This window comes from Hyphomicrobium sp. (genome assembly GCF_019744875.1).
GTDB lineage: Bacteria > Pseudomonadota > Alphaproteobacteria > Rhizobiales > Hyphomicrobiaceae > Hyphomicrobium_C.
The window spans coordinates 259,152-285,225 of sequence record NZ_JAIETU010000006.1 but is presented as its reverse complement, the minus strand read 5'-3'; the positions used below and the strand labels follow the sequence as shown (position 1 = coordinate 285,225).

Below are 26,074 nucleotides of genomic sequence, written 5' to 3'. Positions count from 1 at the left end.
CTAACGCGGAGTTAACGGGGCGCCGTAAACGTCAGTCGTGACGCGCCCGTCGGCGATCCAGGCGCCGGGCGGCGCAGGCGCCTCACCATGCGCAGCGAGAATGCCCTCGTATTGCGCGCGCGGGATTTCCCGGAACCCCATCTTGTCGAGCACCGGTGTGAAGTCGCGCGCGTCCACCAGCTCGAAGCCCCACTTTTGCAGATGAGCGTACAGCACCGCGCACCCGACCTTGGACGTATCCGGCTCCAGGCTGAACATCGACTCGCCGACGAAGATGCGCCCGATCGCGACGCCGAAGCCGCCGCCCACCAGCTCGCCCTGCCCGTTCCAGACCTCGAACGAGTGCGCGTGCCCCTGCCGGTTGAGCACCGAGAACAGACGCATGTAGCTCGGCGTGAGCCACGTCAACGTATGCCAGTTGTAGGCGCGCGGCGCCCCGCACTGCGCAACCACCCGGTCGAAGGCGGTGTCGAACGTGACCGTGTACTTGCCGGATTTCAAATGCCGCATCAGGCGCCGGCTGATGTGCAGATTGTCGAACTGCAGCACCATGCGCTTGGCGCGCGTCCACCACTTGAGCGGCCCGCAATGCGCCCAGGGAAAGAACCCCCGGCGCAGCCCTTCGAGATAGGTCTCGGGCGTGAGGTCGCGGACCACGCCCCCGAATGTATCAGGACGGTCCCATGTCCGATTTTGGTCCGGAATCTGTGTCCCACCCCGCATCAGATCCCGAGCGGTCAACACCAGCAGGTGCGGCACGCTCGCGACGCGTTGCGGATGCAAAGCATACGCAGTGCCGAGAACCCAGCGGCTCGCCACGCGAAAAGGCGTCTCGCGCAGCGGGAACGCCGCGAAAGAGGCTTTGTCGTCGCTCTCGAGTGCCTGGGGAGTGGCCTGAGGCCATTCACCGGCGGGCGTGCGGGAAAACGTCAGCATGGGCTCTATATGCCTCGCAGAAAACCCTTAACGTCCCATTCACCGCAAAACACGGGCCATTCTGCCGGCCGGCGGCGCGGCCGCCGGAAGGGGCGCGTTTTGCGCGCCCCGCCTGCGGCTTTGCTCCACGCCCCGTGCGCTTGACGCTTGGGCGGCGGGGTGGTCTACCGCAGCAGTGTGGGAGTCCCGGGGAGAGACCAGCAACCGATGTCCGCGCCCGTCCTGATCATCGATTTCGGCAGCCAAGTGACCCAGCTTATCGCCCGGCGCGTGCGCGAGGCGGGGGTCTATTGCGAAATCCATCCCTTTCAGTCCGCAGCCGAGGCCTTTGCCAAGCTCAAGCCCGGCGCGGTCATCTTGTCGGGCGGCCCCTCGTCCGTGCCCGAAGCCGATAGCCCACGCGCGCCCGACGCCGTCTTCCAGGCTGGCATTCCCGTTTTCGGCATCTGCTATGGCCAGCAGACCATGGCCGAGCAGCTCGGCGGCAAGGTCGAAAGCGGCCATCATCGCGAGTTCGGCCGCGCCATGCTCGCGGTTGAAGAACAAAGCCCTCTCTTCGAAGGCGTCTGGACCAAGGGCGACCGCCACCAGGTCTGGATGAGCCACGGCGACCGCGTCACGCGCCTGCCGGAAGGGTTCCGCGTCATCGCCACCAGCGAGAACGCGCCGTACGCCGCCGTCGCCGACGAGGCGCGCCGCTTCTACGCCGTGCAGTTCCATCCGGAAGTCGTGCACACGCCGGACGGCGAGAAGCTGATCTCGAACTTCGTCCATCGCATCGCCGGCCTCAAGTCCGACTGGACGATGGCCGCCTACCGGCGCGAGATGATTTCCAAGATCCAAAAGCAGGTCGGCAAAGGCCGCGTGATCTGCGGCCTGTCCGGCGGCGTCGACAGCGCCGTCGCGGCCGTTCTCATTCATGAGGCGATCGGCGACCAGCTCACCTGCGTGTTCGTCGATCACGGCCTGATGCGGCTCGGCGAGGCGGAGCAGGTCGTCGGCCTCTTCCGCGACCATTACAACATCCCCCTCGTCCACGTTGACGCCTCGAAGCTGTTTCTCGATGCACTCGCGGGCGTCACCGATCCGGAGGCCAAGCGCAAGGCCATCGGCAAGCACTTCATCGACGTGTTCGAGGCCGAAGCCGCAAAGATTGGCGGCGCTGAATTTCTGGCCCAGGGCACGCTCTATCCCGACGTCATCGAAAGCGTCTCCTTCAGCGGCGGCCCGTCCGTCACGATCAAGTCGCACCACAACGTCGGCGGCTTGCCGGAACGCATGAACATGAAGCTCGTCGAGCCCCTGCGCGAGCTCTTCAAGGACGAGGTGCGCGCGCTCGGACGCGAGCTCGGCCTACCGGACGCCTTCGTCGGCCGCCACCCGTTCCCCGGCCCGGGCCTCGCGATCCGCATCCCCGGCGAGACCACACCCGAGAAGCTCGACATCCTGCGCAAGGCGGATGCGATCTACCTCGACGAGATCCGCAAGGCCGGTCTCTATGATGCGATCTGGCAGGCCTTCGCCGTGCTGCTTCCGGTCCGCACCGTCGGCGTCATGGGTGACGGGCGCACCTACGACCACGTCCTCGCATTGCGCGCCGTGACCTCCGTCGACGGCATGACGGCCGACTTCTTCCCCTTCGACATGGGATTCCTCGGCCGCGCCGCGACCCGCATCATCAACGAGGTCCGCGGCATCAATCGCGTCGTCTACGACGTGACCTCCAAGCCGCCCGGCACCATCGAGTGGGAGTAGGGCACTCGAACACCCGCCGGATCCTCTCTCATCGAATTTGTGAGGAACGGCGTAGCTCGTATCTGTGACCTTACCCTTCTCGATGAGCTGCTTCAGCCGATGCAAATTGGCTTCGACTTCGTGGCGCGGAGATTTGCCAATCAATCCCAGCGCATCATGACCGGCCTAGGCTCGCGACCGTCGCCGCAATGCGCTCGAACTGCTCCGGCGATTGAAGTCCGGAAACGAGGTGCCCGTCGATCAACCAGGCGGGCGTGCCGTTGACACCGGCGAGGCGCCCAGATCGCTCAGCTTCAGCAACCTCGTCGAAGATTCCGTCCGTCTCGAGAGCCGCCTTCAACGCCGCATCGATCCCAAAAGGGGCTGCGTGCCGAAGGAGAACTTCGTCGTCGCCCAGGTCTTCATGAGCGGCGAAATGAGCGTGGAACAAGGCCTTCTGGTAGGCGGGAAAGTGCTCGGCTGCGGAACGGCGCACCCATTCTGCCGCCGCGAGTGCGCGTCGAGAATTGGGGAGCCGGTCGGGCCAGCTCAACGGCAACCCCGCGCGTTCAGCTTCTTGCGCAATCATTTCATACCGCGGTCCTGAGCGCGGACCGATGTACATGCCGTCGGGCGGGATTTCCGGATGCTGACCGGCGCGGCCTCCCTCAGCCCGGCGATGTCGCTGTCCGCATCTGCGCGTCGGCGCGTCCCGATTGCCGCGTCCCGCGCGCGCCTGCCTCGCCAACCTTGGGGTCTTGCAGAATTCAGCAATTAGTCATATATGACATGATATGACTTTCTATTCGTCGTATTTGGATCATTGTGATGGGATCGCCCAAATCAAAATCCGCGCTCGAAAGGCTGGGAAGCGACATCCGCGGCGCCCGTTTGCGACGCGGGATCGCCGTTGCCGATCTGGCGGTGCGCGCCGGTACGTCGCCGAGCTCCGTCGTCCGGCTGGAAAAGGGAGATCCCGGCGTCGGGATCGGCACGCTCGCCGATGTCCTGGTCTCGCTCGGTTTGATCGACCGGCTGGCCGACCTCATCGACATCCGCAAGGACGATCTGGGTCTGGCGCTGACCGCCGAACGCCAACCGCGCCGGGGGCGAAACTTTGCCGCCACCGTGCGCAGATGGAAGGCCAAGAGCGGCGAGGCGGCAAAGGCCGATCCGGGTGACGTCGATCCAGACGGCGCGTCGTTCTGATGACCGACTTCAACGCCCAGATCGTTCTCGGCGAGAGCTTGACGCCTGTCGGCCAGTTGCGCTTCACGCGCACCGGCCCGCGCCAATACGCGACCTTCGCTTATGATGCCGCCTGGATCGACAATCCCCGCGCCTTTGCCATTCAGCCGACGTTTGCCCTCGAAGCAGGGCCCTTTCACACGTCCGGACAGCCCGGACACATGCGCGATGCATTGGCGGGCGTGTTCTCCGACGCCGCACCGGACAGTTGGGGCCGTAGGCTCATCGAGCGTGCATACGGCAATGGCCTGTCCGAGTTCGAATACCTGACGCTGTCCGACGACACCTGCCGGCAAGGCGCTCTGCGGTTCCTCGACGATGCCGGACAGGTCATCCGGGGTGGCGCCGCCGATGCCGTGCCGCGCCTCGTCGATCTGCAGGTGATCACCGCCATCGCCCGAGCCTATGAGCAGGGCAACGATGTTTCCGCCGCCGAGATGCGGGCGCTCGCCGGAGCGGGCGGTTCGGGCGGCGCGCGCCCAAAGGCGAACGTCCGCGATGGCGAGACGCTCTGGCTTGCAAAGTTCACATCCGCACACGACCAGCAGCCGGTCGAACGCGTCGAGGTCGCAACGCTCCGCCTGGCCAAGGCGTGCGGCATCCGCACGCCGGACGTCAGGCTGGAACTCGCCGACACGCCGTTCCCGGTGGCGCTGATCCAACGCTTCGATCGGCGCCGAACCGCGCGCATTCCCTACATCTCCGCACGCACCGCTCTGGGGAAAACGGGCGACGAACTCGGCTCCTACACCGAGATCATCGATTTCATGCGGGCCTATGCCGCCGATCCAAGCGCCGATTTCAGAGAACTCTTCCTGCGCCTCGTCTTCACGATCCTCGTGTCGAACAAGGACGACCACCTGAAGAACCACGGCTTCCTCTATGTGGGATCCGGCCGCTGGCGCCTGTCGCCGGTTTTCGACGTGAACCCGGCCCCGGATCGCAATCCACATCTGGAAACAGCGATCCGCGAGGGCGGCACGCACGATCGGTCCATCCGTCTGGCCCTCGAAGCGTGCGAGTTCTTCGAGATCACGCAAGCGGACGCGCGCGGCATGATCCGCGAGACGGCGCGGCGCATTGCCGGCGAATGGCGGGACGCGCTTCGCCACGTGGGCGTTTCAGGTGCCCTGGCGCGCGACTACGAAGCCGCCTTCATCAATGAGCAGACCGAGCTCGCTCAAACGCTATAGTGCTCAGATATGATGCATAAATAGGTTTAAATAGTCATATTTGACATATTAAAAGAAGCTGCAATAGCCAAAGACCGGCTTGGCGCGGGCCTTGTGAACCAGCAGGAGCGACATGACGAAAGCAAAGTCCATCACCCTCTACGGCATTCCGAACTGCGACACGATCAAGAAGGCGCGAACCTGGCTCGCGGACCACGGCGTCGCCTACGCGTTTCACGATTACAAGAAAGACGGCATCGACCGCGCGAAGCTCGCGCAGTGGTGCAAGACGGCAGGCTGGGAAACGCTGCTGAACCGCGCGGGCACGACCTTCCGCAAGCTTCCCGATGCAGACAGGCAAAACGTCGACGAAGCAAAAGCCATCGCGCTGATGCTGGCGCAGCCTTCGATGATCAAGCGGCCGGTGATGGATATCGGGGGAGGAAAGCTCATCGTCGGCTTCAAGCCGGAGATCTACGCTGCCGCATTGAAAGCCTGAGACAGCTCGGCGAAGCATGACCCCAAAACAACAAAGACGGGACAGGTGTGCGGGTCCTGTCCCGTCCGTTGACGTGCCCATCGTGGCGGACGCCGAGATGAGACGTTTATGTGCGGCGCGATTGCCAACGCGGGGACATGAGCATTCGAACCGCACTCATGAGAGAACGAGTTTTCTTCGAAATTATTCGGCAGAAAGTTCCAGCGTCCGAAAAATTTTCTTCAGATCGTGAGGGCGCCAGCTAAAGACGCTGAAAAATCATAGCGCTGCGGAAACTGGCCCGGCCTCTTTTTCCCGCTCCATGCGCCCCAGCCGGGCGCCAACAGCAGCCCAGATGAGCGCGAGAACCGCGCCGATCGCCATCGCGACCGCCGGTACTTCAGCCAGCACATCGAGCGCGCGCTTCACCCAGCCGCCGATCGCATCGCCACCGCGGTACACGACGGTGTCGATGAAGTTCTTGGCCTTATATTGATCTTCCGGCGTTACAACGGTGTAGAGCATTTCTCGCCCCGGCCTCACGAGCGCGTATTCGCCGACGCGCCGGACGACCATGACGACAGCCAGCACGCCGAACACGGGCGCAAGCGCGATCCACAGAAAACCGGCCGCCATTACCAGAGGCACACCGACGAGCAAAACGCCGATGCCGAGGCGGCTCGCAATCCGGCCGGTGAGGAACACCTGGACGCAGAGCGTCAGCGTTTGCACCACGAGGTCGATGAGCCCGAACACCTGCGTCTGGCGCACGCGATCCGGAAATGTCTCGGCCACCAGCTTCGCCTGTTCGAAATAGAGAAACGTGCTCACCACCGCCAGCAGCACCACGAACAACGCGATCCCCGCCAGATACCCCGAACGCAATACAGATGTGGCGCCCGCAAAAGGATGTCCGCCGATCGGCGCGCCGCGCGTTGCACTTTCGGCGTCAGCGTCGGGATGACGATCCCGCCACCGATGCAGCACGATGGCGGCCACGGCGCTGAGCATCAGCAGAAGCGCGGCCAGCAGCAGCAATCCCGCATGTCCGATCGACGGCACGAGCAGCGTGCCCACGATCGGCCCCGTGAGACCGCCGACGCTTGCGCCGCCTGCGATCAACGCGAACAGACGCTTCGCCTGCCCCGTCGATAGAAGGTCGGCAAGCACGCTCCAGGCGAGTGAAATCACGAGCAGATTGAAAACGGAGAGCCAGACGTAGAACCCGCGCGCGGCCCAGATGTTGTCCGGGTCACGCACGAAACCGATCGCGAAAGCGACGAGGTTCAGCGCAAAGAACGCGTAGGTCCACGGCAGGATGTGACGCCGTGTCGTCCGCGACGCGATCCAGCCGAACAGCGGCAGCGCCACCAGCGTGGCAACGAATGTCGCCGTGAAAAGCCACTGCAGGTTTTCGACGCCGCCCGCGATGCCCATCGTCTCGCGCACGGGGCGGAGCATGAAGTAGCCGGTGAACAGCAGGAAGAACATCGACGCGCCGGCCACCACGACAGGCACCTCGCCGCGCTCGACAGAGAACACGTCCTGAAGCTGACGGCCACGGGAGGCGCGAGTGGGATTGGAACGAGCCGGATCTGCCATGCCGCGCTACGCCAGCATCGCGACGAGGGACGCCCGTTGCGGATCCGTGAGATCCGGCCCGAAACCTGCCTTGAGATTATCAGCCTGCCGATGCGGCTTACCGGTGGCGGGGATCACGGCAGTCACAGCCGGATGGCTGAGCGCGTACTTCAGGAACGCCTGCGCCCACGAGCTGATCCCTGCTTCGGCGGCCCAGTCCGGCAGCGGCTTGTCGCCGACGCGTTGAAACAGCCTGCCGTCCTCGAAGGCGCGATTGATCAGCACGGCGATGCCGAGATCTCGCGCCAACGGAAGAACGCGCTTTTCCGCGCCACGGCTCACCACCGAGTAGTTGATCTGCAGGAAATCCGGCTTCTCCGCCTGCACGATGTCCGCCAGCTCGTCTTGTGCACCTTCGACGTAGTGGGTCACGCCCACGTAGCGCGTTTTGCCGTCCGCCTTGAGCTCGCGCGCCAGCGCAAGCTGTGTTTTGAGATCGCCGAGATTGTGCACCTGGAGCAGCTCGACACGGTCCGTCTTGAGCCGGCCGAGCGTATGATTGAACTGCTCAAGCCCCGCCTCGCGCCCGCGCACCCCGGAGAGTTTGGTGGCAAGCCAGACCTTGGGCCGAAGGCTCTGTTCGGCGAGCAGCGCGCCCAGCACATCCTCGGCCACGCTATAGGTCGGCGCGGTATCGATCACCGTGCCGCCGCCGTCGACGAAGACCTTCAGCACCTCTTTGAGTGCGTCGTATTCGGGCGTGCCCGCGCTTACCTCGAAACTGCCGGACGTGCCCATGCCGATCACGGGCAGCATCTCGCCGGTCGAAGGGATTGCGCGGCGGACCAACGGACCGGATGAGCCTCCACCCGCAAAGGCAGAAGCCGCGAGCGACGACGACGTGACAGCCACGGCCGCTGTCGAAGAAACCGCTTCAAGAAACGTCCTGCGTGAAATCATCCCACATCCTCCCCGCTTGACCGATCGGCATATCGTCCGGGATCGGCGTTGCGTCTTAAGTGAAACTTAATTGGCCAAAAGAGAAGGCCCCCCAGGGGGGAACTGGGGGGCCGACCGTATTGCGAACGCCGCCGAGCGTGGGTTGGGGGGAAGCCCGCGGCGGCGTTCTGTCTCGCCGGAAGGTTGGGGGGAAACGTTCCGGCGGATCGTGAAACCAACAGCGGGGAGGCGCTTTGGTTCCAACACCTCCATCAATAAACATCTGGCGCCCGCGCGCTGTTTCCTACGGAACACCCGACTATTGAACGCGCGACCTCTCCGCCGCCGGGCCCAACGCGCGCCGGACTGCGCTCCTAAACATCTGATGTTCCTTCCGGAATGCAACTTCGGGAACATCTGGCAGGAACTCGCCGCCCAACCCGGCGTTGATCACTGACAATCAGCAACAAGAAACGAGGAGGCCCGAGATGTCGCGCACAAGGAGTTGTACCTTCCTCACCGCCTTGGTGATGAGCGCCGCCCTGACGAGCCCTCTTTATGCGGCGGGCGAGACCACGGCCCCACCGGCAAGCACACCGGACGCGGCGGGTGCCGGCGGCGACGAGGACGCCGGACAGGTCGCCTTCAACACGCACTGCCGAACCTGCCATTCCTTGAAGCCGGACGACAATCGCCTGGGCCCAACGCTGCATGGCATCCACGGCGCGAAAGGCGGACAGGTCAAAGGCTTCGGAAACTACTCCGGCCAGTTGACGGAGCAGATCACCTGGGACGACGCCACGCTCGACAAGTTCCTGGCGAACCCCTCGTCGATTGCATCCAACACGACGATGAAGCCGTTCGGCGGCATCGCGGAAGCCGATCAGCGCAAACTGATCATCGACTACCTGAAGGCCCAGAAGTAGGGCCACCGCGCGCGAGTAACGATCGCGCCGAGCGGATCACAACCTCAAACACACTTTCCGGAACAGAATGGCGAAGCTGCGCGTTTTACGTCACGATGCCTAGTCTCTCACGCGTAGCTTTTACATTCCTGGACCGAGGGCTCTCATGTCGACGTGGGCTGCAGCGCTGAAGGGCGTGCTGCCCGGCTTGACGGGCCGGGCAGGCCGACGCAACTCCCAGGCCGGCAACGCTCAAACGAATACCGGCCAGAAAAACGGCGAAGCGCAAGCCGGCTCCGCCGAATGGACGGAAGCCACCGCGCAGACGTACGCGCCGGTCGTGTGGCTGATCGGCAAAGTCCAGAGCGGCAAAACCTCGGTCATCCGCGCCATCACGCAGAGCACCGATGCCGAGATTGGCAACGGCTTCCGCGCCTGCACGCAGACATCCAGCATCTACGCGTTTCCGAGCGAAGCCCCCGTCATCCGCTTCCTCGACACGCGCGGGCTCGGCGAAGCCAACTACGACCCATCGGATGACCTCGCAGTCAGCGAAGGCGCCGCCCATCTCATTCTCGCAACCATGCGAGCCATGGATTCAAACCAGGACGGGCTGTTCGCAGCCCTGTCGAAAGTCCGCGCCCGCCATCCGGACTGGCCGATCGTCATCGCGCAAACAAGCCTCCACGACGGCTATGCCACCGGCGACGGCCACATTGAACCCTACCCGTTCGAGCCGAACGCGCCGCCCGAGGCCATCGCCCGCATTCCCCCCGATCTGATGCGCAGCCTCGCCTACCAGCGCACGATGTTCGACAAGCTTCCCGGACGCGGCGCGCTGCTGTTCGCGCCTGTCGACCTCACGCATCCGGGTGATGGCCTTCCGCCCGCCGACTACGGGCTCGACGCGCTGACCGAGGCCCTGGCGATGGTGGCGCCGTTCGCGTTGCTCACCGCGCTGTCTGCCATGCCGGGCATTCGCACGGACCCACGTGAGCACACCGCGGATCCGATCGTGATGGGCCACGCCATGGCAGCAGCCGGCGGCGATCTTGTCCCGATCCCGGTTGCCGGCGCGATTGCAGCGACGACAATCCAGGCGCGCATGCTGAGCCAGCTCGGCCAGCACTACGGCATCACCTGGGACAAGCGCGCGTACGCGGAGCTGACGGCCGCCATCGGCGCGGGCACGCTGGCGCGCGTTGCAACCGGTTTGGGCGTGCGCCAGCTCGCGAAGTTCCTGCCCGTTTACGGGCAGACGGCAGGCGCCGCCGCCTCGGCCGCCGCAAGTTTCGCGATCACGTACGCGCTCGGAAAAGCCGCTGTTCGTTATCTTCACGGCCGCCGCCTCGGCACGATGGATCGGGGCGGAATCGCGGAAGCCTACCAGCGCGCCTTGCGCGACGCCTTCAGCATGGCCAAGCGGCAGCGGATGAGCGAACGCGAGAGCAAAGTGGGCGAGCGCCAGGACGGGTCGCGGTCATGACGAAAGCCGCCGACGGCCAGCGACGTGGCAAGCGGCCCGCCCAGCGCACCGCATCCTTGATCCTCATCACCATCGGCCTGCTCATCCCCGCGCTGTCGCTCATTCCGCTGGGCAGCCTCTGGCTTTGGCAGCACGGCTATCTCATTCACTGGACCGTCTTTGCGCTATCGGCGGTGGCGATCGTCTACCTCGTCCAGCGCCGCCTACTGCCATCACGGCCCGACATGCAGTCCGCCGCCTCCGAGCGCGACGACCCGGACGCCTCCGCCACGCCGTCGACGGCAGGCTCCCTCGCCCGTGACCTGAGCTGGTCTCCGGCCGAGGAGCTGGCCTGGAGTGATGTCGAGGCGCTCGCCGCCAAAAGCGATCCCGACCGCATCGCGTCTCCGGAAAGTCTCCTGAAGCTTGGCCAGGAAGCCATCGAGACAGTGGCGCACCGGCTCCACCCGGGGCGAACAGACCCGCTCTGGCAGTTCACCACGCCCGAAGCGCTCGCCATCATCGAGCGCGTCAGCCGCCGCCTGAGAACGTTTGTGCTCGATACCGTTCCGTTCGGCGAACGCATGACGGTGGCTCAGGCCCTGGCGCTCTATCGCTGGCGCGGCGCAATCGACACCGCGGAGCGCGCTTATGAAGTCTGGCGCGTCGTGCGCCTCATCAATCCGGCGACCGCCGCGGCCCAGGAAGCGCGCGAGCAGCTTTCGAAAGCGATGGTGCAGTGGGGCCGTGACGCCATCTCGCGCCGCTTGATGGAGGTCTACATTCTCGAGATCGGCCGCGCGGCCATCGACCTCTACGGCCGACGTCTCAGGGTGTCGTCCGGCGCGCTGGCCGGATACGTGTCCGCCGATAGCGCCGCCGACAACGAAGCCATCGGGCAGGTTCAAGCCGAGCCGCTGCGCATCCTTGTGGCGGGCCAGGTGAGCGCCGGCAAATCGAGCCTGATCAACGCGCTCGCCCGCGAGGCACGCGCCGCAACCGACGCCTTGCCCGCGACCGCCAACTTCACGCCCTACGTTTTGCAGGGCGATGGCCTCCCCGCCGCATTCATTATCGACAGCCCGGGCATCGGCTCGGACCCCGGCATGCTGGATCAGCTCGTCGAGAAAGCAGCCGACTGTGACCTCGTGCTGTGGGTGGTTGCGGTCAATCGGGCCGACCGCGAAGCGGACCGCCGCGTGCTGGAAGGCGTGCGGTTGCATTTTGCCTCGCGTCTCAACCGCCGCCGCCCGCCGATCATTCTCGTCGCAACCCACATCGACCGGCTGCGTCCGTTCAACGAATGGCACCCGCCCTATGATCTCGCAACGGGCGAGTCCGAGAAGGTGCGCACCATTCGGTCCGCGGTCGCCGCCGCTGCCGAGGACCTCGGTTTCGATGCCGACGAAGCGGTTGCCCTCAGCCTGAGCGATCCGGCCAAGCCGTACAACGTCGACCAACTCTGGCAAAGGATCGCCGAAGCGCTGCCGGAAGCCACCCGCGCCCAGCTTCTGCGCTGCCTGAATGACCTCAAGGAAAGCTGGAGCTGGAAGCAGCTCTGGACCCAGGCCAGCAATGCCGGGCGCACGATCGCCGGCACGTTCAAGCCGGGCGCCCGCCCCCCGACGCAAGCGGGCCGCAAGAGCTGACAGACTCGAACTGCAACGCAGCAGCGGCACAAAACAGCAGCGTTTCCGACTGACAACGACGCCGTGCAACCAATCCGCATTGTGGACGTTTACTGCCCAGGCCGGTTCGGCCGCCCACCCCTACGCAGGCCGCCCACATACACGCCCATACACAGGAGCTCCCATGGTACAGTCATCTTCGACGTCCACGACCCGCGGTGGCGATTTCGGCCGCGCAGCGGACGAACTGGCCGACAAGGCCACCAATCTTGCCGACAAGGCGAGCGACCAGATCGAGCGCTCGGTCCGCAACGTGGCCGATCAGAGCCGCGTGGCCACCGAGAACATCCAGGTCGTCGCCGAGAATTTCAAAACCGCCGTCGACAAGTCGGTGAAGGACCAGCCGTTGACCACGCTCGCCGTTGCAGCCGTCGTCGGCTTCGTCGTCGGCGCGCTTTGGAAGGCCTGATTGCGAAGCACGACGGCAGGCGCGATCCGATAAATCGCGACGAGACGGCAGATCGCAACGAGACAGAGTTTGAGGAGAGTGGCGCTTGATGTTCCAAGGGCTCCTAAGGCGCGCCGAGCAATCGCTCGATCAGGTCGTCGCCAAGTATGTCGGGCGCGCCATCGTCGCCGTGCCGCTCCTCGTGGCGGCCGGCTTCGCGACGGCCGCCATCACGACCATGCTCGTTGAGATATACGGCACCGTCATTGGCTGCGCGATCATGGCTGCGGGTTTCGCCACGCTCGGCCTGATCCTGATGGCCGTCGTCGGCAGCGGGTCGCACCAGACCGCCGCGGAGGACGCATCGGAGACGGCGCAGATGGCCAGCGGAACGGATGAGGCAGCGACCGATCAGCTCGAAGCCAACTTCGATGCGTCGGCGCTGCTCACGCCGGAAGTCAGATCGTTCCTGGCCTCGTCCGCGCCTATGGCGCTCCCGGCCATCGCGCGCGGCGTCGGGAAAAATTTGCCTCTAATTCTGATCCTCGCGCTGATCGGCTTCGTCATCTCCCGCTTCGCCAACGTGTCCCAGAATTTGGCTCCCCAGAACATGGCAACGGCGGGCGCCGACCCGGACTCCCCGGCCGCCTAGCCGGACCCTCGCTCATCCTTCTCCCGCACTGACACGTCCCCACCCCGCACTGGCAGAGCCCGCCACGTTCGTCGATACTGGCGCCGGAACGCCGGATTGATTCGGCTTCCGCAGCGATCAGCGGCCAGCATCGGGACAGATGACGGACAACGACCCGGCCCGGCTCTTCCAGCTTTTGCAGGCAGGCCACAGCGCAGCAGCCGAAGCGCTCGCGCACGACATGATGCGCGCCGGCAGGCATGCGCATCTCGCCGACTTCGCGCTCGGCATCCTCGCCTATCAGAAGCGCGACTACGACGGCGCCGTCGCGCATTTGAAAAGGTCAATCGCGGTCGAGCCCACGCTTGCCGCCTGGAACAACCTCGGCGCCGCCTACCGCGCCACCGGGCGCTTAGCGGAAGCATCTGCCGCCTACCAGAGCGCACTCGCCATCGACGCCAAGTTTGCCGACGCCGCCGCGAACTACGCCAACGTTCTGATGGACCTCGGCAGCTATGCGGCCGCGGAGAGCATGGCGCTTCGCGCCATTTCGAACGGAGCCAATACCGTCGAGGTGCACGTCACGCTCGGCAACGCCCAGTTCCGCCAGGGCCGCCTCGTCGAGGCCGCGGTCTCCTACCGCACATCGCTCGCCCGCGGCGAGAACCACACCGCCATCCGCAACCTCGGCAGCACGCTCGCCAACCTCGGCCGTTTCGCCGAAGCCAAGCAGGTCTACAGCACGGCCCTCGCAAAGCAGCCGAACGCGGACCTGCATTCGAGCTTTCTGATTTGCCAGACCTACGATCCGCACATGACGGCCGCCGACCTGCGCCAGGCGTCCGCCGCCTATGAGCGCGCCTACGCGCTCCATGTGCCACCCGCCGCCGCTCATGCCAATTCGCCCGATCCCGGACGACAGCTCCGCATCGGCTACGTCTCGCCCGACCTTTGCAATCACGTCGTCGCGGTCTTCATGCTGCCGTTGATGACGCGCCACGACACCAGCGCGTTCGACATCTATTGCTATGCCGATGTCCGCAATGCCGACGACACGAGCCGCAAGTTCCAGGCGATCTCGACATGGCGCCAGACTATCGGCATGACCGACGAACGCCTCGCCGCCCTGATCGCGGACGACGGCATCGACATCCTGATCGACCTCGCCGGTCATTCACCCGGCAACCGGCAGCTCGTGTTCGCGCGCAAGCCGGCGCCCGTCCAGATGTCCTATGTCATCGGCACCGGCACGACGACGGGACTGACCGCCATCGACGGACTGATCGCCGACCGCCATTTGCTTCCCGAAGGTTCGGAACTCGTCATCAGCGAAGCACCGTTCGATCTCGGCCGCCCGTTCGTCGCCTATGAACCGCCGCCCACCATGCCCGCCGTCGGCCCGCTCCCAGCGCTGCGCAACGGATACATGACGTTCGGCTACTTCGGCCGGCCGATCCGGCTCAACGACCGCGTCATCGAGGTCTGGTCGGCGTTGCTGGCCGCCTGTCCGGGAAGCAGGCTACGGCTCGACAACAAACCGTTCGGCGCGGCCGCCACCCAGGATGATGTCCGCAGACGCTTTGCCACCTTCGGCATCTCACCCGACCGGCTGGACCTGGGCGATACGCCGACGCATCCCGCCGTGCTTGCCGCCTACAACGAGATCGACATCGCCCTCGATCCGTTCCCACACAACGCCGGCACGACATCGCTCGAAGCGCTCTGGATGGGCGCTCCGGTTCTGACGCTTGCAGACCGCCCTCCGGTCGGACGGCTCGGCGAAAGCCTTCTCAACGCCGTGGGTCTCGGCGATTGGGTCGCGCGCGACGATGCCGGATACGTGGCCAAAGGCGTCGCGGCGAATGCGAACCTCGCCGCGCTCGCCGAGCTGCGAGCCAGCCTGCGCACGCGCTGCGAACAGTCTCAACTGAGCGACGTCGCGGACCTGACGCGCGCCATGGAACGGCTGTACCGGACAGCGTGGAAGCGCTGGTGCGCCAAGCAGCAGGCGGCCTGATGCGGGACATTGCCCAAGTTCTGAATCTCCTGTCGCAATCCACGTTTCGCCAGCGGTTCAAACTCGGCGCCAAAGATCGAATCTACGTGCGCACCAAAGGCCGCGAGACCGTCCGCGAACACGCCCGCGGCTTCATCGCCAGCCGCCTCGGGCCGGCGCACCCCAGCAACGACGGCAAGCAGACGCCCATGCGCGGCCATCCGGTCTTCATCGCCCAGCACGCCACGGCCACCTGCTGCCGCGGCTGCCTGGAGAAATGGCACGGGATCGGCATGGGCAGGGCGCTCTCGGTGACCGAGCAGGCTCATGTGCTTTCCGTCATCGAAACATGGCTCGACGCCGCGATGCCGGCCGGCGCAGACGCACATCCACCGTCGCCTGATGCAGTTTTGCCACAATCGCCGCTGCAATTGGTCCTGACGGGAGTGCTTGGCGAAGATGAGACCCGGCCATAGCGAAGCCGTGCAGTCCAGGCTAGTCGCCAAGAAGCACGGAAAATCAACGGCTAGAGCCCCTTCGCAGCCGAAGAAAACCGGAAAGACTCTAGGGAATAACACGCGCTTGAAGGTTTAAGGTCTCGACGCCACTCTGAGCGCTACGCGCAGAAAGCGCTTCGCGGCATCCACCTACGGGGGAGAGGACACGATGAAAATCGAGCGTTCGACGGGCGAAATCGCGAAGCGCTGGCTGGGCGCCCTGGCCGCCACGATCGCCATGGCGGCAGCCATGATCCCGACCACCGCGTCCGCGCAGGATCTCTTCTCCTTCCTCTGGGATGGAGGATCGCGCTCCGTCATCGGCTTCAGCCAGAAGTACGAGCCGCGCCAGATCATCGTCTCGTTCGGCGACAAGAAGCTCTATTGGATTCACCGCCGTGGCGAAGCGATCAGCTATCCGATCGCCGTCCCGCGCGAGCAAAGCCGCTGGCAGGGCGTGACCAGCGTCTCGAGCAAGCAGGTCAACCCATCCTGGACGCCGACGCCGACCATGCTGGCGGAAAACCCGCGCCTCCCGCGTTGGGTCCCCGGCGGCCACCCCATGAACCCGATGGGCGTGCGCGCGCTCTATCTCGGATCGTCGGCCTACCGCATCCACGGCACCGATGCCCCCTGGACCATCGGCACGGCCGTCTCTAAGGGTTGCATCCGCATGTACAACGAGGACGTGCTGGACCTTTATCCGCGCGTGCCCGTCGGCACCAAGGTCACCGTTACCTGGCAGCGCTTCAGCTAAAGCCGCCCCGCGCGAAAACCGGCCACAGATAGGAAAAGAAGCGCGCTCGCAAGTTGCAGGAGCCGCCATTCCACAAGCTTCGCTCAAGCCAAATCGCAGAACAATCACGTGGGTTTCCGCCCGTGCGCGTGGCCGCCGATACGACGCCGCGCGAGCAGGACCCGACGATGAAACGTCCGACGCGATTCTGCGCGCTGCGCCTTCAGCAATGGCCCTCTAGCGACCGAGACCCAGGTGCAAGCCGAACGCCGTATAAGTCGAGAAGAGGAGCCGCAGGAGCAGATCCTGACCGGCCCGAAGAAGGTTGCCGCGCTGCTTCTGGCGATGGATAAGAAGGTGGCCTCGCGCCTCCTCAAGCACTTCGACGAAGATGACATCAAGCTGATCGCCCAGACGGCGACAGACCTCGGCGCCGTCTCCAAGTCGGTGCTCGACGCCCTCATCGAAGAATTCGCGATGAGCCTGCGCAACGGCGGCGATCTGATCGCGACCGCCAACGAGGTCGAGCAGCTTCTCAGCGGCGTCGTGCCGGCTGAGCAGATCGCCGAGATCATGTCCCAGGTGCGCTCGAAGTCCCTGCAATCGATCTGGATCAAGCTCGGCGAAGTGCCCGAGCTGTCGACGGCGCAGTACCTCTCCAAGGAGCACCCGCAGGTCTCCGCACTGGTTCTTTCGCGTACGCCGCCGGCCTACGCCGCAGCAGCTCTCAAGATGTTGCCGACACCGCTGCGCAACGAGATCATGCGCCGCATGCTTGCAATCAAGATCGTGCTGGAACGCCCGATCCAGTTGCTCGAAGGCGCCGTCAAGGAAGAGCTGCTCTACAAGAGCGCCAAGAACACCGGGCCGACCATTCACGCTCGCCTTGCCGACATCATCAACAAGATGGACCGCAAGCAGATGGACGAGATCCTGAACGATCTCGACCAGCACCGGCCGAAGGAAGCCGAGGTCGTGCGCGGCCTGCTGTTCACCTTCGACGACCTGGCGCGCCTGTCGCAGCCTGCACTCGTCACGCTCTTCGACGGCATCCCGGCCGACCGCACGATCACCGCACTCTCGGGTGCCGAGCCGCGCATGATCGACCTGATCCTCGAGGCAACCCCCGCCCGTGCGCGCCGCATGATCGAGCAGGAAATGGCCACCGGCAAGAAGGCCACCGCCAAGGAAGTTCAGAAGGCACGCCGCGCCATCGCCGATGCTGCCATGGAGATGCTTGAGAAGGGCATCATCGAAATCGCGTCTACGGAGGAAGAATAATGCGGGAGGAGTACGCGGAAATCCGCCAGTCCGGCGGTCAGCCCGGCACCGACAAGTTGCTGGAGCCTCCCAAGCTGGAAGTGGAGCGGCTGCACGTCCTCAAGGGCGTCCTGGAGCGGCTCGTCACAACGCTGTCCGAGCGCTTCCGCGAGTATTGCAACGTCCCCTCGTCGTTCTTCGTCAACCAGATGGAGAGCGGCAACTCGTGGGACGTGCTCGAATCCTACGAAGATAGCATTGCGGGAATTTACTATTGCCGCCAATGGGATAGCCGCATTGTCATCGGCTTGGACCGGCGCTTCATCTTCTCCCTCATCGACGCGGCGTTCGGCGGCGACGGCTCGATGCCGCCCTTCGAATCCGACCGCCCCTTCACGTCTCTGGAAGCCCGCCTCGCCCGCAGCGTCTTCAGCATCATCGTCCCCGAGCTTGAGCAGCTCCTGACCCCGATCACACCTGTCGATCTGGAAATCGAAAAGCTCGAAACCAAGCTCGACTTCCAGATTCTCGGCCAGACCGACGTCCCCGTCATCGCCGTCCAGATCCTGTTCCAGATCCTGGATAACGGCGGACGCATGTTCATGATCATCCCGCAGTCCGCGCTCTACCCGATCCGCAAGCTCCTGGAGCGCCAGCGCGCCCTCGACGGCACGAGCGTCGATCCCGAGTGGCAGAAGAAGATGCAGGACGGCCTCGCATCCTCCAGCATGCTGCTCAAGGGCGTGCTCGAAGGACCGGAGCTGACCCTGGGCCAGATTTCGGCGCTCGAACCGGGCCAGATCCTGCGCTTGAACGCCGACCCGAAGAGCCTGATTGCGCTCGAATGCCAGGACGAACGCATCTTCTGGTGCCGCCTCGCGCAGTCGAAGAGCAAATTCGCCCTCGTGGTCGAACAGCCCATCGACAAGCAGAAAGAGCTGGTCGCCGACCTGATCTCGAACTCTCCGGCCCGCGGCACCTGACGCGCGGCCGGCTCCGGTAAGGCCCATCCCGCCCTACCTGGCACAGCCCGTCCCGCCCCAACGGTTCCGATAAATTCTTCCGCAGCCGCACTTCTTGCTGCGCTCGTAACCGATTTTTAGGCAACGCCGTGGAAGTATCGTCACACATGCGGACGAAACTTTAACGCGGGCGGCAATCAATGGATATCAACGAAGCAGCAGTGGAAACCGGCGCCGCGAAGGACTTGGAAGAGCGCGCAGCCTGCCTGGTCAACCCTGCGTCCGGCATCGCTAACGACTATCTGAATCATTTCAACGAAGTTCTCCTGCTGATCGAGAACCTGCCCACGCTCCTTCCTGAAATGCTCGACGAGCTTCTGGAGTGGAAGCCAGTGACCTACCGCGAGTACTTCGCGAAGTCGCTCCTGCCTGGCAGCGCCCGTGCACTTGAGATCTATGAAGGCCTCGACGAATCGTTCCGTCGCGACTTCGAAAGCATCATCGACGGCGTCAACGCGATGGCCACCGCCAGCATCGACGTCATCAGCGCCCATCGCAGCCCCGACGGCGAGCTGGATCCTTCGCGCGTCTCGGACTTCTGCGAAAACGCCTCGTGCGCGATCCGCAGCGCCCTCAACCGCGCCTCCGATCTCGTCAACAACGGCAGAGAAAATCCGGCCGAAAGCCCCCAGGGCATGGCCGATCGCTTGATCCCTTGCGTCGCGTAACGACCTGCAAAACCGGACGCTGAGGTACACTTCCTATGGACGAGCTGCTCCGAGACTTTCTCACGGAAACGACCGAGCATATCGAGGGCGCCGAAACGCAACTTGTGCATTTCGAGCGCAACCCTTCGGATGCTTCGCTGATCGCCAGCATTTTCCGTCTCGTACACACGATCAAGGGAACGTCGAGTTTCCTTGGTCTTGAACGCCTTGAGCGCGTCGGCCACGCGGCCGAGTCCGTCATGGGCATGCTGCGCGACGGCGTTCCTCCGACGCAGCACTCCGTCACGCTCATCCTCGCGGCCATCGATCGCATCAAGACGATCATCGAGGACATCGGCAAGCACGGCTCGGAACCCCCGGCCGATGACAGCGAGATCATCAACGCGCTCGAGGCCTACTATGCCGCGGGCTCGGAAGCAGCAGCAGCCGCTGCCGCCGCCGAAGCCAGCGTGAAGGCCGAAGCACCCGCCCCCGTCAGCACCGCACCCGAAGCTCCCGAGCAGGTGATGCCGGAGCCCGTCGCCGCACCGGCCGCTCCCGCAGCCCCAGCACCGGTCGCAAGCGCACAGCCGGAAGCCCCGAAGTCCCAGCCGAAGGCCGAAGCCGCATCCGCTCAGCCGAAAGAGCAGCGCGGCCAGGGTGGCGGCAACGGCGAATCGATCCGCGTTTCCGTCGACACCATCGAGCGCATGATGCAGCTCGTGTCGGAACTCGTGCTGTCCCGCAACCAGCTCCTCGAGCTGGCGCGTCACCGCGAAGACGACTCGATCAAAACGCCCCTTCAGCATCTTTCGACGCTGACCTCCGACCTGCAGGACGCCGTCATGCGCGCCCGCATGCAGCCCGTCGGCCGTCTCTACGCAAACCTGCCGCGCCTCGTTCGCGAACTGTCGACCAGCCTTGGCAAGAGCATCGATCTCATCACCGAAGGCGCCGACACCGAGCTCGATCGCCAGCTTATCGAAGTCATCCGCGATCCGCTGACGCATCTCATCCGCAACTGCGCCGACCATGGCATCGAGCGCCCCGACGAGCGCATCGCCAAGGGCAAGCCCGAGCGCGGCGAGATCCGCGTCTCGGCCGCTCATGAAGCCGGCCAGATCACGATCGACATCGCCGACGACGGCAAGGGCCTCGACACCGAGCGCATCAAGCAGAAGATTCTGGCCCAGGGCCTCGCGACGGAGCAAGAGCTTCGCGCGATGAGCAACGAGGAAATCTACCGCTACATCTTCGAGGCCGGCTTCTCCACGGCCCAGGTCGTGTCCAACGTTTCCGGACGCGGCGTCGGCATGGACGTCGTCCGCTCCAACATCGAAGCCATCGGCGGCTCCGTTTCGCTGTCGTCCGTCGAAGGACGCGGCAGCCGCTTCTCGATGCGCATCCCGCTGACGCTCGCGATCGCGCCCGCGCTGATCATCGAGGTCGCCGGCCAGCGCTTCGCCCTTCCGCAGACGTCCGTCGTGGAAGCCGTCAGCCTTGGCAAGAACTACAAGGATCTCATCCAGAACGTGCAGCACGCACTCGTGCTGAAGCTGCGCGAAGAGGTGATCCCGGCCGTTGAGCTGCGCAACGTCGTCGGCCTCAACTCGGGCGCGGATGACGACACGAACGACAAGCTGGCTGTTGTCATGCGCGTCGGCACGGAATCGTTCTGCATCATCGTCGACGGCGTCGCCGACATTCAGGAAATCGTCGTCAAGCCGTTGAGCGCGTCGCTGTCGCATCTCAAGGTCTTCAGCGGCCACACGATCCTCGGCGACGGCTCCGTCGTCCTGATCCTCGACCCGGCCGGCATCGGCGCCAATCTCGGCATCGAGAAATCGACCGACAAGAAGCGCGAGCAGGCCCGCGACCAGGGCGCGCTCGAACGCCGCCGCCTCGTCATGTTCCGCGCCGGCAGCGGCGCGCCGAAAGTCCTGCCGCTCTCGCTCGTCTCGCGCATCGAAATGGTCGAAACGAGCCGTATCGAAAGTTCCGACGGCCGCATGATGGTCCTGCTGCAGGGCCGCCTGATGCCGATCGTTCCGATCTCCCACGAGATCGACATGTCGCGCTCGGCTTATCCGGTGCTCGTCGTAGCGACGGAAACCCGCTCCATCGGCCTCATGGCCGACGAGATCGTGGACATCCTCGAAGAAAAGCTCGAAATCCAGCTCACCAGCGCCAACTCCGAGCTGATCGGCTCGGCCGAGATCCGCGGCGAAGCTGTCGAGCTGATCGACGTCTCGCACTTCATCCGCATGGCCGACCCGCCGGCACGCGGCAACTCCACGCCCCAGCGCGTGCTGTTCGCTGCCGACGAGCAGGTGCTGCGCGATCTGCTCTGCCCGGCCATCTCGGCGTGCGGCTATAGCCTGGTCGCCTCGTCCATCCCGGCCGATCCGAACGAGTTCCTGCAACAGGTCTCGTCCTTCGATGCCGTGATCGTCGATGCAGACGCCCCGGTCTTCGCCCTTCCGTCGTTCCAGCGCGCCCTCAAGGACCGCGCGAATGCCAGCCTCGTGCCTCTCATCGGCGTCAGCAAGAACCCGACCAATCGCACCACGCGGATCGCGACCGAAGGCGGCTTGGCAGCCCTGTTGAGCCGGCATGATCGTCAGCAACTGATCGAAACGCTGGCCTACACGCTGGACGCGGCCGCCGACGCCAAGACCTCAAACATGGAAATCGCCGCATGAGCAGCGCAGCCCTCGCCATCCCGGCCGCGTCCGACGTCCCGACCGCGGGCGAAGAAAGCTACTTCACGGTCTTCGCCGGTGGAGAAGCCTTCGGTCTCTCGGTCCTGCACACCCAGACCATCTTCCGCATCACCAGCGTGACGCCGATCCCGCTCGGCCCTGCCGATATCGTCGGCCTCGTCAACCTGCGTGGTCGCATCGTGACGGCCGTGAGCCTGCGTCGCCGTCTCGGCATTCCGGTCGACGAGCTGCAGAACTCGCTCGCCATCGGCATCGAGCACAAAGGCGAGAACTTCGCCCTGATCGTGGACGAGGTGGGCGACGTGCTCACCCTCGACGCCTCGATGAAGGTGCAGATCCCCGCCCATTTCGATCCTGCCCGTTCCCGCTTCATGGCGGGTCTCTACAAAGTCGGAAATCTCCTCATCCCCGCTCTCAACATCGGAGCCCTCTTCGACTTTGCCAACTGACGTGTAGCCGTGAGTAAAAAGGGTTAGTACAAATGAAGACCGCGCTCGTGGTGGATGATTCCGCCTTCATTCGCAAAATTGCCAAGCAGATCCTGGACAACATGGGTTTCCAGGTCTCTGAAGCAAAAGACGGTGCACACGCTCTCGAGCAGTGCCAGGTCGCGCTTCCGGAACTCATTCTGCTGGACTGGAACATGCCGGTCATGAGCGGCCTGGAGTTCCTGACCAAGCTCCGCAAGATGCCGCACGGCGACGAGCCCCAGGTGGTCTTCTGCACCACGGAAAACACCCGCGAAAAGATCATGGCTGCACTCGAGGCTGGCGCCACCGAGTACATCATGAAGCCATTTGACCAAGAAATTATCCGCACGAAGCTCGAGCAGATCGGAATGGTCTAGGGTCCTTCGCCCGGCTGTGCGCTGAAATGCGCTCCGCACCGATCTCTCGACGACTGCCCAACTCTTTTTGGTGATGCGTAGCATGTCACAAGCATTTGACGCCCTTTGCGAATACTTGCGCCGTTCCTCCGGCCTCGTGATGGAACAGAGCAAGAAGTACCTGGTGGAAAGCCGCGTCATGCCGATCGTGCGGCGCGAGAAACTATCGGGCCTCGATGAGCTGGTGCTCATCCTCCAGAAGAACCAGTCGCCGAAGTTGGCCAAGGACGTCATCGAAGCGATGACGATCAACGAAACCTACTTCTTCCGCGACAAGTCCCCCTTCGATCAGTTCCGCAACGTCATGTTGCCGGCGATGATCGCCAAGCGGCAGAACGAAAAGCGCCTCCGCATCTGGTCGGCCGCGGCCTCGACCGGACAGGAAGCCTACTCGCTCGCCATGATCCTCGACGAGAACGCCGCGCGCATGCCCGGCTGGAAGATCGAGATTCTTGGCACCGACCTCTCCGAGCAGGTGCTCGACAAGGCGCGCAAGGGCATCTACTCGCAGTTCGAAGTCCAGCGCGGCCTGCCGACCCCGATGCTGCTTCGCAACTTCAACCAGATCGGCGACAGCTGGCAGATCTCGGAAGCGATGCGCTCCAAGGTGCAGTTCCGCCAGATGAACCTGCTGGCCGACTACACGTCGCTCGGCCGCTTCGACATCATCTTTTGCCGCAACGTGCTGATCTACTTCGACGCCGCGCGCAAGATGGACATCCTCGGCCGCATGACGCGCATCCTCGCGCCGGACGGCTTCCTGACGCTCGGCGCATCGGAAAGCTTGATCGGCCTCAAGACGGATCTCGTCGGCCATTCCGAGCATCGCGGAATCTTCATGCGCAACGGCGCTCCGGCACCGGCTGCGGCCTCACCCCGCGCGACCTCGCCCGCTCCCTCGCCGGCTCCGGCAACGCTGCCGACCAGCTTCGCCGCGTCCGCGATGCAGGCCTCACGGATGCGCACCGCGGGCTAGTCGACGTCAGATTGAGAAGACAAATGCAAACGCGGCGGTCAGACCCGCCGCGTTTCGCTGTTTTGGCGGTCCTTGTCGGGCTTCGCCAGTTCGCTGCCCCGCCCGAGTTGTGCCAGGCGCGCAAAATCGGAGATGCCGCCGGGGCCGGCTTGATCCACTCCGATGAGAGCAATAAGAGATTCGTTCGCCACGCTGCCGAGCGTGCCCGACGCCATGATGCGCTCGATCGTTTCGCCGCGCGTTTGCGGTGCCGATGACGATGCCGTCTCGACCGGCGCTTCGGCACGTTGCGCCGCCTGGGCTGCGCGCCGCTGGATGACCTCGGCAAGTTTAAAGGCGCCCTGGTCCCGCTCGACCACGACAGGCGGCAGCGCCGCGCTCGCGGTCTCAGTTACCGCAGCGGCAGGCTCGCCGGTTACAGCGCCCGGATTGCCGATCCAGAGAGCCTCTTGCGATCGCCGCATCTGAAGGCCGGGCAGAACCTCGCCGCCTGCCTTGTTGTACTTCTGAAAGATCTCGCGCGCTGAATCGAGATCGCCACGGCGCACGGCGTCACCCAGACCGCTGTCGATCCAGGATGTGCCCGCGTTGTATGTGAGCGACGTCAGCGCGGCCTTCGTGCCCTCGTCAACGTGAGGTGCGGCCTTGTCGACAATGGAGCGCGCAGACGCGACCTCGGCGTGGAACCGGCGCTCCGCCTCCGCACGATCGATCTTTTCGCCCGCGTAGAGCGCCTTGGTGCCGTATCCGTTCGAGAACTGGGCGTAGTCCCACTGGGCCTGCGGAGTGTAGCCCTCGAAGTTGCGGATCGCATTCAGGTAAAAGCTGTGCATGGCAGGGTTCTTCAGCCTCTGACCAGCCTTGTTAACGCGAGGCCCTTGCGTAAAGCTGACCCGGATTTCGAGGCTCGGCCCCGCCGGTCATGTCCACCGGACCGCCGGTCCTTTTTTTCCAAACAGGGCTCCGTCTGAGCCTTGGCACGGCAGTTGCGTAGAACGGATATGTCTTCGTTTGGTGCAACCATGCAAGTATCAGCTAACCTTCGCGCTCGTATCCAGGCTCTCGGCGAGCTGTCCCGTCCGCTCGGTGAAAACCGCGCCGCAACGCTCGCACGCGCCCTCGCCAACGCCGTCGCAAGCGACGTAGCGGCCGGCCGCAATCCCGATCCCACCATCGACGGCTGGCTTCGCCGCTTGGCGACCGAGATCGTTGAAAAGAGCGCGCCCCCCGCTGCCGCACCCAAGCGGTCCCCCGGCGCACGCCGCCTCAGCGACATCCTGCCGGAAGTCCACTGATCGCCGCTTTGAGCGGGTTTGCCAGGCTTGGGAAGGCTGCACGGCCGCGCGCGCGACACCGCTGATCAAGCCCGCCAGCATGATCCTCTCAGGCTCGGGTGTCATCCACGGCAAGGTCCACGATGACACGCGCGGTTCTTAATGAAACCCGGCTAAGCGTTTCATTCTCGGACAAAAGACCCGCTAAAATTTGAAGCAACTTTTCCGGCCCCGCCTAAGTCGACCTCAACAGCGGCCCTGTACAAAGGTGAGACTCCCGCATGAAAGCGGAGAGCAAAAAGAAATTGCAGGGTCAGGGTCGTCAATATGTTGCAGAAATCGAATGTGAACATGCTCCGTCAGCGCCGCGACAACATCCGCGAGTGGCTGGACGAGGAAGCCCCCTACACGGACGTGGACCAGCGCCATCTCGATGCGCACACGCCGGAGCGCGCCTACTGGCATCACGGCTATCAGGCCGCGCTGAGCGACATGATGGCTATGCTCGCCCTTGAAGCCGGAAAAAACGACACCTCGGACATTCCCAATTAGTCCCTGAAGGGCGGTCGGGATGCATCCGGTTTCCCGGCGGCTGGAAATCATGGAATAGCTCGCATTCAGCATGGAATGCGGCTTCCATGGTGGTCGAGCACCTGTACTTGAACAGGTTGCCCGATCCGATCATCTGCAACAGCTTGTCGCGCACGTCGTGATCGGCGCGCCCGACATAGTCGACGTAGAAGCGCCCGTCCGGACCTTTGTGTCCCAACACGAAGGCACCCGGCGCCACGCGCGGAATGGTGCTGTTGATGTCGTCGTAAGCGAGCCGGTAAGGCCCGAGTAGTCCTGTAGTTGTGGTTGCCATCGCTCTCGCCGCTCTTGGACCAGACGA

26 protein-coding genes are annotated in these 26,074 nt (G+C 64.4%); 21 read left to right on the top strand and 5 right to left on the bottom strand.

Translation table 11 applies throughout. The features are described 5' to 3' along the window. A complete protein-coding gene (locus K2Y42_RS16535; protein ID WP_291154494.1) occupies positions 1-936 on the bottom strand; it encodes a leucyl/phenylalanyl-tRNA--protein transferase in 936 nt (311 codons plus the stop codon). Positions 937-1,143: 207 nt separating this feature from the next. Here K2Y42_RS16535 and guaA point away from each other — a divergent pair, with 207 nt between their 5' ends. Beyond that, positions 1,144-2,691, top strand: coding sequence for a glutamine-hydrolyzing GMP synthase (gene guaA, locus K2Y42_RS16530; protein ID WP_291154492.1), 1,548 nt, complete (start codon positions 1,144-1,146; stop codon positions 2,689-2,691). A gap of 154 nt (positions 2,692-2,845) precedes the next feature. Here guaA and K2Y42_RS16525 read toward each other — a convergent pair whose 3' ends face one another. Continuing rightward, positions 2,846-3,259 (bottom strand): DsbA family protein, encoded by a 414-nt coding sequence (locus K2Y42_RS16525; RefSeq protein WP_291154490.1) that lies wholly within the window; start codon positions 3,257-3,259, stop codon positions 2,846-2,848. Between the two features lie 239 nt (positions 3,260-3,498). On the opposite strand from K2Y42_RS16525, the gene K2Y42_RS16520 reads away from it, so the two are divergent. The 3 genes from K2Y42_RS16520 (at position 3,499) to K2Y42_RS16510 (ending at position 5,589) form a co-directional block, all read left to right on the top strand. Next, on the top strand, positions 3,499-3,879 hold the full coding sequence (locus tag K2Y42_RS16520) for an XRE family transcriptional regulator (protein ID WP_291154489.1): 381 nt from the start codon (positions 3,499-3,501) through the stop codon (positions 3,877-3,879). Then, positions 3,879-5,111, top strand: a complete 1,233-nt coding sequence (locus tag K2Y42_RS16515; RefSeq protein WP_291154487.1) for a type II toxin-antitoxin system HipA family toxin — start codon at positions 3,879-3,881, stop codon at positions 5,109-5,111. Before K2Y42_RS16520 ends, K2Y42_RS16515 begins: the two co-directional genes overlap by 1 nt. A gap of 112 nt (positions 5,112-5,223) precedes the next feature. Next, positions 5,224-5,589 (top strand): ArsC family reductase, encoded by a 366-nt coding sequence (locus K2Y42_RS16510; protein WP_291154486.1) that lies wholly within the window; start codon positions 5,224-5,226, stop codon positions 5,587-5,589. 258 nt (positions 5,590-5,847) lie between these two features. Here K2Y42_RS16510 and K2Y42_RS16505 read toward each other — a convergent pair whose 3' ends face one another. After that, the gene (locus K2Y42_RS16505; RefSeq protein WP_291154485.1) at positions 5,848-7,170 is read right to left on the bottom strand and encodes an MFS transporter; all 1,323 of its coding nucleotides are present in this window, start codon (positions 7,168-7,170) and stop codon (positions 5,848-5,850) included. A gap of 6 nt (positions 7,171-7,176) precedes the next feature. Continuing rightward, a complete protein-coding gene (locus K2Y42_RS16500) occupies positions 7,177-8,109 on the bottom strand; it encodes an aldo/keto reductase (protein ID WP_291154483.1) in 933 nt (310 codons plus the stop codon). A gap of 467 nt (positions 8,110-8,576) precedes the next feature. On the opposite strand from K2Y42_RS16500, the gene K2Y42_RS16495 reads away from it, so the two are divergent. From K2Y42_RS16495 to K2Y42_RS16425, 15 genes are all read left to right on the top strand, one after another. Beyond that, positions 8,577-9,014 (top strand): c-type cytochrome, encoded by a 438-nt coding sequence (locus K2Y42_RS16495; protein ID WP_291154482.1) that lies wholly within the window; start codon positions 8,577-8,579, stop codon positions 9,012-9,014. A 145-nt stretch (positions 9,015-9,159) separates the two neighbouring features. After that, positions 9,160-10,479: a DUF697 domain-containing protein gene (locus K2Y42_RS16490; protein ID WP_291154481.1), complete on the top strand. Its 1,320-nt coding sequence runs from the start codon at positions 9,160-9,162 to the stop codon at positions 10,477-10,479. Next, positions 10,476-12,107 (top strand): GTPase, encoded by a 1,632-nt coding sequence (locus K2Y42_RS16485; protein ID WP_291154465.1) that lies wholly within the window; start codon positions 10,476-10,478, stop codon positions 12,105-12,107. The genes K2Y42_RS16490 and K2Y42_RS16485 overlap by 4 nt, the downstream gene beginning before the upstream one ends. Before the next feature lie 163 nt (positions 12,108-12,270). Next, the gene (locus K2Y42_RS16480; protein WP_291154460.1) at positions 12,271-12,555 is read left to right on the top strand and encodes a hypothetical protein; all 285 of its coding nucleotides are present in this window, start codon (positions 12,271-12,273) and stop codon (positions 12,553-12,555) included. 88 nt (positions 12,556-12,643) lie between these two features. Continuing rightward, a complete protein-coding gene (locus tag K2Y42_RS16475; protein WP_291154457.1) occupies positions 12,644-13,186 on the top strand; it encodes a hypothetical protein in 543 nt (180 codons plus the stop codon). 139 nt (positions 13,187-13,325) lie between these two features. Further along, entirely contained in the window at positions 13,326-15,182 is a 1,857-nt protein-coding gene (locus K2Y42_RS16470) for a tetratricopeptide repeat protein (protein WP_291154455.1), read from the top strand. Beyond that, a complete protein-coding gene (locus tag K2Y42_RS16465; RefSeq protein ID WP_291154453.1) occupies positions 15,182-15,637 on the top strand; it encodes a DUF4186 domain-containing protein in 456 nt (151 codons plus the stop codon). Before K2Y42_RS16470 ends, K2Y42_RS16465 begins: the two co-directional genes overlap by 1 nt. Positions 15,638-15,827: 190 nt before the next feature. Beyond that, on the top strand, positions 15,828-16,415 hold the full coding sequence (locus K2Y42_RS16460) for a L,D-transpeptidase (RefSeq protein WP_291154451.1): 588 nt from the start codon (positions 15,828-15,830) through the stop codon (positions 16,413-16,415). A gap of 234 nt (positions 16,416-16,649) precedes the next feature. Further along, the gene (locus K2Y42_RS16455; RefSeq protein WP_291154449.1) at positions 16,650-17,675 is read left to right on the top strand and encodes a FliG C-terminal domain-containing protein; all 1,026 of its coding nucleotides are present in this window, start codon (positions 16,650-16,652) and stop codon (positions 17,673-17,675) included. Beyond that, entirely contained in the window at positions 17,675-18,637 is a 963-nt protein-coding gene (locus K2Y42_RS16450) for a flagellar motor switch protein FliM (RefSeq protein ID WP_291154447.1), read from the top strand. Before K2Y42_RS16455 ends, K2Y42_RS16450 begins: the two co-directional genes overlap by 1 nt. Before the next feature lie 179 nt (positions 18,638-18,816). After that, positions 18,817-19,344, top strand: coding sequence for a hypothetical protein (locus K2Y42_RS16445; RefSeq protein ID WP_291154445.1), 528 nt, complete (start codon positions 18,817-18,819; stop codon positions 19,342-19,344). A gap of 35 nt (positions 19,345-19,379) precedes the next feature. Next, complete coding sequence (locus tag K2Y42_RS16440) at positions 19,380-22,025, top strand: chemotaxis protein CheA (protein WP_291154443.1); 2,646 nt, start codon at positions 19,380-19,382, stop codon at positions 22,023-22,025. After that, the gene (locus K2Y42_RS16435; protein WP_291154441.1) at positions 22,022-22,495 is read left to right on the top strand and encodes a chemotaxis protein CheW; all 474 of its coding nucleotides are present in this window, start codon (positions 22,022-22,024) and stop codon (positions 22,493-22,495) included. Before K2Y42_RS16440 ends, K2Y42_RS16435 begins: the two co-directional genes overlap by 4 nt. A gap of 32 nt (positions 22,496-22,527) precedes the next feature. Then, complete coding sequence (locus K2Y42_RS16430; RefSeq protein ID WP_291154439.1) at positions 22,528-22,893, top strand: response regulator; 366 nt, start codon at positions 22,528-22,530, stop codon at positions 22,891-22,893. A gap of 82 nt (positions 22,894-22,975) precedes the next feature. Next, positions 22,976-23,908: a protein-glutamate O-methyltransferase CheR gene (locus K2Y42_RS16425; protein WP_291154437.1), complete on the top strand. Its 933-nt coding sequence runs from the start codon at positions 22,976-22,978 to the stop codon at positions 23,906-23,908. A gap of 38 nt (positions 23,909-23,946) precedes the next feature. Here the strand turns inward: K2Y42_RS16425 and K2Y42_RS16420 are convergent, their stop codons facing one another. Further along, positions 23,947-24,741, bottom strand: coding sequence for a glycoside hydrolase family protein (locus K2Y42_RS16420; RefSeq protein WP_291154435.1), 795 nt, complete (start codon positions 24,739-24,741; stop codon positions 23,947-23,949). A 189-nt stretch (positions 24,742-24,930) separates the two neighbouring features. Between K2Y42_RS16420 and K2Y42_RS16415 the strand changes: the two genes are divergently transcribed. Together K2Y42_RS16415 and K2Y42_RS16410 are read left to right on the top strand one after the other, a co-directional pair. After that, a complete protein-coding gene (locus K2Y42_RS16415) occupies positions 24,931-25,203 on the top strand; it encodes a hypothetical protein (protein WP_291154433.1) in 273 nt (90 codons plus the stop codon). 330 nt (positions 25,204-25,533) lie between these two features. Further along, positions 25,534-25,734 (top strand): hypothetical protein, encoded by a 201-nt coding sequence (locus tag K2Y42_RS16410; protein WP_291154430.1) that lies wholly within the window; start codon positions 25,534-25,536, stop codon positions 25,732-25,734. Positions 25,735-26,074 lie beyond the last annotated feature (340 nt).

Coding starts and splice junctions, on each gene's coding strand:
- K2Y42_RS16535 (WP_291154494.1), bottom strand. CDS start 936: ATGCTGACGTTTTCCCGCACGCCCGCCGGTGAATGGCCTCAGGCCACT.
- guaA (WP_291154492.1), top strand. CDS start 1,144: ATGTCCGCGCCCGTCCTGATCATCGATTTCGGCAGCCAAGTGACCCAG.
- K2Y42_RS16525 (WP_291154490.1), bottom strand. CDS start 3,259: ATGATTGCGCAAGAAGCTGAACGCGCGGGGTTGCCGTTGAGCTGGCCC.
- K2Y42_RS16520 (WP_291154489.1), top strand. CDS start 3,499: ATGGGATCGCCCAAATCAAAATCCGCGCTCGAAAGGCTGGGAAGCGAC.
- K2Y42_RS16515 (WP_291154487.1), top strand. CDS start 3,879: ATGACCGACTTCAACGCCCAGATCGTTCTCGGCGAGAGCTTGACGCCT.
- K2Y42_RS16510 (WP_291154486.1), top strand. CDS start 5,224: ATGACGAAAGCAAAGTCCATCACCCTCTACGGCATTCCGAACTGCGAC.
- K2Y42_RS16505 (WP_291154485.1), bottom strand. CDS start 7,170: ATGGCAGATCCGGCTCGTTCCAATCCCACTCGCGCCTCCCGTGGCCGT.
- K2Y42_RS16500 (WP_291154483.1), bottom strand. CDS start 8,109: ATGATTTCACGCAGGACGTTTCTTGAAGCGGTTTCTTCGACAGCGGCC.
- K2Y42_RS16495 (WP_291154482.1), top strand. CDS start 8,577: ATGTCGCGCACAAGGAGTTGTACCTTCCTCACCGCCTTGGTGATGAGC.
- K2Y42_RS16490 (WP_291154481.1), top strand. CDS start 9,160: ATGTCGACGTGGGCTGCAGCGCTGAAGGGCGTGCTGCCCGGCTTGACG.
- K2Y42_RS16485 (WP_291154465.1), top strand. CDS start 10,476: ATGACGAAAGCCGCCGACGGCCAGCGACGTGGCAAGCGGCCCGCCCAG.
- K2Y42_RS16480 (WP_291154460.1), top strand. CDS start 12,271: ATGGTACAGTCATCTTCGACGTCCACGACCCGCGGTGGCGATTTCGGC.
- K2Y42_RS16475 (WP_291154457.1), top strand. CDS start 12,644: ATGTTCCAAGGGCTCCTAAGGCGCGCCGAGCAATCGCTCGATCAGGTC.
- K2Y42_RS16470 (WP_291154455.1), top strand. CDS start 13,326: ATGACGGACAACGACCCGGCCCGGCTCTTCCAGCTTTTGCAGGCAGGC.
- K2Y42_RS16465 (WP_291154453.1), top strand. CDS start 15,182: ATGCGGGACATTGCCCAAGTTCTGAATCTCCTGTCGCAATCCACGTTT.
- K2Y42_RS16460 (WP_291154451.1), top strand. CDS start 15,828: ATGAAAATCGAGCGTTCGACGGGCGAAATCGCGAAGCGCTGGCTGGGC.
- K2Y42_RS16450 (WP_291154447.1), top strand. CDS start 17,675: ATGCGGGAGGAGTACGCGGAAATCCGCCAGTCCGGCGGTCAGCCCGGC.
- K2Y42_RS16445 (WP_291154445.1), top strand. CDS start 18,817: ATGGATATCAACGAAGCAGCAGTGGAAACCGGCGCCGCGAAGGACTTG.
- K2Y42_RS16440 (WP_291154443.1), top strand. CDS start 19,380: ATGGACGAGCTGCTCCGAGACTTTCTCACGGAAACGACCGAGCATATC.
- K2Y42_RS16435 (WP_291154441.1), top strand. CDS start 22,022: ATGAGCAGCGCAGCCCTCGCCATCCCGGCCGCGTCCGACGTCCCGACC.
- K2Y42_RS16430 (WP_291154439.1), top strand. CDS start 22,528: ATGAAGACCGCGCTCGTGGTGGATGATTCCGCCTTCATTCGCAAAATT.
- K2Y42_RS16425 (WP_291154437.1), top strand. CDS start 22,976: ATGTCACAAGCATTTGACGCCCTTTGCGAATACTTGCGCCGTTCCTCC.
- K2Y42_RS16420 (WP_291154435.1), bottom strand. CDS start 24,741: ATGCACAGCTTTTACCTGAATGCGATCCGCAACTTCGAGGGCTACACT.
- K2Y42_RS16415 (WP_291154433.1), top strand. CDS start 24,931: ATGCAAGTATCAGCTAACCTTCGCGCTCGTATCCAGGCTCTCGGCGAG.
- K2Y42_RS16410 (WP_291154430.1), top strand. CDS start 25,534: ATGCTCCGTCAGCGCCGCGACAACATCCGCGAGTGGCTGGACGAGGAA.